The 5,012-nt window shown below is 66.9% G+C and carries 3 protein-coding genes and 2 riboswitches; all 3 genes read left to right on the forward strand.

The window, feature by feature from the left end; genetic code table 11:
• Positions 1-62: 62 nt before the first annotated feature.
• A riboswitch (glycine riboswitch) is annotated at positions 63-159 on the forward strand.
• A gap of 33 nt (positions 160-192) precedes the next feature.
• Positions 193-317: riboswitch (glycine riboswitch) on the forward strand.
• Between the two features lie 91 nt (positions 318-408).
• The 3 genes from gcvT (at position 409) to gcvP (ending at position 4,931) form a co-directional block, all read left to right on the forward strand.
• Positions 409-1,509: a glycine cleavage system aminomethyltransferase GcvT gene (gene gcvT / locus ACO6D5_RS28130; RefSeq protein ID WP_485827210.1), complete on the forward strand. Its 1,101-nt coding sequence runs from the start codon at positions 409-411 to the stop codon at positions 1,507-1,509.
• Positions 1,510-1,608: 99 nt separating this feature from the next.
• Positions 1,609-1,986 carry a glycine cleavage system protein GcvH gene (gene gcvH / locus ACO6D5_RS28135; protein WP_485827211.1) on the forward strand — a complete coding sequence of 126 codons (378 nt, stop codon included), beginning with the start codon at positions 1,609-1,611 and terminating at the stop codon, positions 1,984-1,986.
• 71 nt (positions 1,987-2,057) lie between these two features.
• Positions 2,058-4,931 carry an aminomethyl-transferring glycine dehydrogenase gene (gcvP, locus tag ACO6D5_RS28140; protein WP_485827212.1) on the forward strand — a complete coding sequence of 958 codons (2,874 nt, stop codon included), beginning with the start codon at positions 2,058-2,060 and terminating at the stop codon, positions 4,929-4,931.
• Positions 4,932-5,012: the final 81 nt, after the last annotated feature.

Consider the following 5,012-nt stretch of genomic DNA (forward strand, 5'->3'; position numbering starts at 1 on the left):
GTGTGCGGCGTGGGGGCCTTTCCGGAGGACTTCTTTTCGTTGTATGCTTGGCGCCGCTGTCACGCATGTTTGCGGGAGAGAGCGGCCTTGCTTTCAGGGCCGCCGCCGAAGGCGCAATTCGCCCAGAATCGCTCAGGTAACCGATACCGCACATGCTTGCCCTGTCCCGGTTTTCACCGTGCGGACGCGGCAAAACAGTACTCTGGAGAGACCTGGCGCCGGCCCTGAACAAGGGACACAACGAGCAGCCCAGGCGCCGAAGGTGCAAACCCGCCGTGCGCGGGGCAACTCTCAGGCAAAAGGACAGAGGGGCGGAAGATTCAGCCGTAGCCGCGCGGGCGCAGTCCGCCTGTCGCGATCGGCATTCCGTAACCCTGGCAGAGCCCTGCCGTCCCGGAGTTTCCGCGCATGTCCGCAACCCTCAAACGCACCCCGCTGGCCGAAGAACATATCGCCTCCGGCGCCCGAATGGTCGACTTCGGCGGATGGGACATGCCCTTGGCCTACGGCTCGCAGCTGGAAGAACACCACGCGGTGCGCCAGGACGCCGGCATGTTCGACGTGTCGCACATGCTGAACGCCGACGTCGTGGGCCCGGACGCCTTCGCCTTCCTGCAGCGCCTGGTCGCCAATGACGTGGCCAAGCTGACGGTGCCCGGCAAGGCGCTGTACACCTGCATGCTGAACCCGCAAGGCGGCGTCATCGACGACCTGATCGTCTACTTCTTCGCCGCCGACGAATGGCGCGTCGTGGTCAACGCCGGCACGGCCGACAAAGACATGGCGTGGATGCAGCGCGTGAAGCAGGCTGGCAATTTCGACGTCACCATCACCCCGCGCCGCGATCTGGCCATGGTGGCCGTGCAGGGCCCGAACGCCCGCGCCAAGGTGTGGGCCGCCCGTCCGGCCTGGCAGGCCGCGAGCGAACCGCTGACCCCCTTCGTCGCCGCCATCGTGGGCGACGACACGCTCGTCGCCCGTACCGGCTACACCGGCGAGGACGGCTTTGAAATCGTCCTGCCTGCCAGCGAGGTCGTTCAACTGTGGCGCGATCTCGTCGCCCAGGGCGTGCGCCCGGCGGGCCTGGGCGCGCGCGATACGCTGCGCCTGGAAGCCGGCATGAACCTGTATGGCCAGGACATGGACGAGCTGACCCACCCCGACCAGGCCGGCCTGACCTGGACGGTCTCCCTGAAGAACGCCGAGCGCCGTTTCATCGGCCGCGACGCGCTGGAGCAGTTCGCTACCCCCGCCACCTTCATCGGCCTGAAGCTGCAAGAGCGCGGCGTGATGCGCGCCCACATGGCCGTGCGTACGCCGGCCGGCACGGGCGAACTCACCAGCGGCACGATGTCGCCCACGCTGGGCGTGTCGATCGGCTTTGCCCGCCTGCCGCAAGGCGTGCGTCCGGGCGACACGGTCGAGGTCGACATCCGCGGTAAATGGGTGCCCGCCCTGGTCTGCAAACTGCCGTTTGTCCGTAACGGCAAAGCCGTCGAACACTCGTAAACTCGAAGCTTCGCGCGAGCGCCGGCCCGGCCAGGGCATGCGTCGCCCGCGCGAGGCGCGCAACACCATTCATCTACCCGCATTCCCTCAGGAGTTCCCATGAGTCTGCCCACCGATCGCAAGTACACCCAGTCCCACGAATGGGTCAAAGCTGAAGGCGACGTGTTCGTCGTCGGCATCACCGACACCGCCCAGGATCAATTGGGCGATCTGGTTTTCGTTGGCGACGTGAAGGTCGGCGCCAAGCTGAACGCGGGTGAAACCGCCGGCGTGGTCGAGTCGGTCAAGGCCGCCTCCGACATCTACGCGCCTGTGGCCGGCGAAATCGTCGCGTTCAACGACGAGCTGGAAAACAACCCCAACCTGATCAACGAATCGGCCTTCACCGCCTGGATCTTCAAGATCAAGCCGGCCAATGCCGCCGATGCCGACAAGCTGCTGGACGCTGCCGGCTACGAAGCCGTCGCCAACGGCTAACCGCTGGTTCGAGTCGGGCGCGGCCCCTGTGCCGCGCCCGCCCTGACGCACTACCACCCCGAGATTCCCCCATGTCGCGCGCCCTAGACACCCATACCGACTTCATTCCCCGCCACATCGGCCCCTCCGATGCCGACCAGGCCACCATGCTGAGCGTGATTGGCAGCCCCAGCCTGGACGCCTTGATCGAAGAAGTCGTGCCCGCCAAGATCCGCAGCCAGGCCCCGTTGGCGCTGCCGCCCTCGCGCAGCGAAACCGACGTGCTGGCCGAACTGAAGCAGATCGCGGGCCGCAACAAGGTCTACCGCAACTACATCGGCCAGGGTTACTACGGCACGCAGACGCCCAACGTCGTGCTGCGCAACATTCTTGAGAATCCCGCCTGGTACACGGCCTACACGCCTTACCAGCCGGAAATCTCGCAGGGCCGTCTTGAAGCCCTGCTGAACTACCAGACCATGGTCGCCGACCTGACCGGGCTGGATATTTCCAACGCCTCGCTGCTGGATGAAAGCACCGCTGCCGCCGAAGCCATGACGCTGGCCCGCCGCGGCGCCAAGTCGCAGAGCCCGGTGTTCTTCATTTCGCGCCACGTGCATCCCCAGACGATTGAAGTCGTGCGCACACGCGCCGAAGGCCTGGGACTGGAAATCGCGGTGGGCGACGAGGCCGAAGGCCTGCCCGAGTGCTTCGGCGTACTGCTGCAATACCCGCACAGCACCGGTTCCGTCGCCGACTACCGCAAGCTGACTGAAACCGCCCACGCGCAAGGCGCCGTGGTGGCGTGCGCCACCGACCTGTTGGCGCTGGCCGTGCTGGCCGCCCCGGGCGAGTGGGGCGCGGACATCGCCATTGGATCGGCGCAGCGCTTCGGCGTGCCGTTCGGCTTCGGCGGCCCGCACGCCGGCTTCATGGCTTGCAAGGATTCGTTCAAGCGCAACATGGCCGGCCGCCTGGTCGGCGTGTCCAAGGACTCGCAAGGCAACCCGGCGATGCGCCTGGCGCTGCAAACGCGCGAACAGCACATCCGCCGCGAAAAGGCCACGTCCAATATCTGCACCGCGCAGGTGCTGCTGGCCGTGATGGCCGGCATGTACGCCGTGTGGCACGGCCCGGCCGGCATCCGTCGTATCGCCGAACGCGTGCAACGCAGCACCGCCATCCTGCGCGCCGAACTCATCAAGCTGGGCGTGAAGGTCGTGAACGACACGTTCTTCGACACGCTGCTGCTGGAAACCGGCCCCGCCACCCCGGCCATCCTGACGGCCGCCGAGTGCGAGCACATCAACCTGCGCCGCGTCGACGGCGCCCGGCTTGCGGTGTCGCTGGACGAAACCGTCACCACGGCCGACCTGCAAGCGCTGGTCAACGTGTTCGCCGCCGGCCTGGAGCGCGATGATGTCGAGCTGGACATCGACGCGCTGGACGCCGCGGCCGCGGGCGGCATCCCCGCTTCGGTGGCCCGCGAAAGCGCCATCCTGACGCACCCGGTCTTCTCCAGCGTGCAGTCCGAAACCGACATGCTGCGCTACCTGCGCCGCCTGGCCGACAAGGACCTGGCCCTGGACCGCACGATGATCCCGCTGGGTTCGTGCACCATGAAGCTGAACGCCACCGCCGAGATGATCCCGATCACCTGGCCCGAGTTCGCGCTGATCCACCCGTTCGCGCCCGCTTCGCAAAGCCAGGGCTACAACGAGTTGATCGATCGCCTGTCGGCCGCGTTGTGCGAGATTACCGGTTACGACAACATCAGCCTGCAGCCCAACTCGGGCGCGCAGGGCGAATACGCCGGCCTGCTGGCGATCCGCGGCTACCACCAAGCCAACGGCCAGCATCAGCGCAATGTCTGCCTGATCCCGTCGTCGGCGCACGGCACCAACCCCGCCTCGGCCCAATTGGCCGGCATGGACGTGGTGGTGGTGGCTTCCGATTCCAACGGCAACGTCGACTTGGGCGACCTGCGCGCCAAGATCGAACAGGTCGGCGACAAGCTGGCCGCGCTGATGATCACCTATCCGTCCACGCACGGCGTGTTCGAAGAAGCCGTGACCGAGATCTGCGATCTGGTCCACCAGGCTGGCGGCCAGGTCTACCTGGACGGCGCCAACATGAACGCGATGGTCGGCGTGGCCCAGCCGGGCAAGTTCGGCTCGGACGTGTCCCACCTGAACCTGCACAAGACGTTCTGCATCCCGCACGGCGGCGGCGGCCCCGGCGTGGGTCCCGTGGCGGTGCGCGCCCACCTGGCGCCTTACCTGCCGGGCGTGGTGAACGAGCAGGGCAAGCTGCCCGGCGACGCAAAGGTCGGTCCCGTGTCGGCCGCGCCGTTCGGATCCGCCGGCATCCTGCCGATCCCGTTCGTGTACATCTCGCTGATGGGCGCCGACGGCCTGCGCCGCGCCACCGAAGTGGCCATCTTGAACGCCAACTACATCGCCACCCGCTTGCGCGACCACTACCCGGTCCTGTACGCGGGCCGCAACGGCCGCGTGGCGCACGAATGCATCCTGGACGTGCGTCCGCTGAAGGAAGTCAGCGGCATCAGCGCCGAAGACATCGCCAAGCGCCTGATGGACTACGGTTTCCATGCACCGACCATGAGCTTCCCGGTGGCCGGCACGCTGATGGTCGAGCCGACGGAATCCGAAGGCGTGGCCGAACTGGACCGCTTCATCGACGCGATGATCTCGATCCGCGAGGAAATCGCCCAGGTCGAGCGCGGCGAACGCGACCGCGAAGACAACGTCCTGAAGAACGCGCCGCATACCGCGCAGATGCTGCTGGCCGAAGAATGGCTGCACGACTACCCGCGCCAGCAGGCCGCCTATCCGGTGGCGTCGCTGCGCGAGGCCAAGTACTGGCCGCCGGTGGGCCGTGTGGACAACGCCTACGGCGACCGCAACCTGGTGTGCGCGTGCCTGCCGATCGAAGCCTACGCCTGATGGCGTGAGCAACGTGCCCGGCGCGAGCCGGGCACGAGATCGGGTTGACCCCGATCCGGCAATAAAAAAACCCCCATCTTT

Source organism: Achromobacter sp., from assembly GCF_057314935.1.

What these genes read in the sequence shown, in the direction of transcription:
- gcvT (WP_485827210.1), top strand. Translation starts at nt 409, where the DNA reads ATGTCCGCAACCCTCAAACGCACCCCGCTGGCCGAAGAACATATCGCC.
- gcvH (WP_485827211.1), top strand. Translation starts at nt 1,609, where the DNA reads ATGAGTCTGCCCACCGATCGCAAGTACACCCAGTCCCACGAATGGGTC.
- gcvP (WP_485827212.1), top strand. Translation starts at nt 2,058, where the DNA reads ATGTCGCGCGCCCTAGACACCCATACCGACTTCATTCCCCGCCACATC.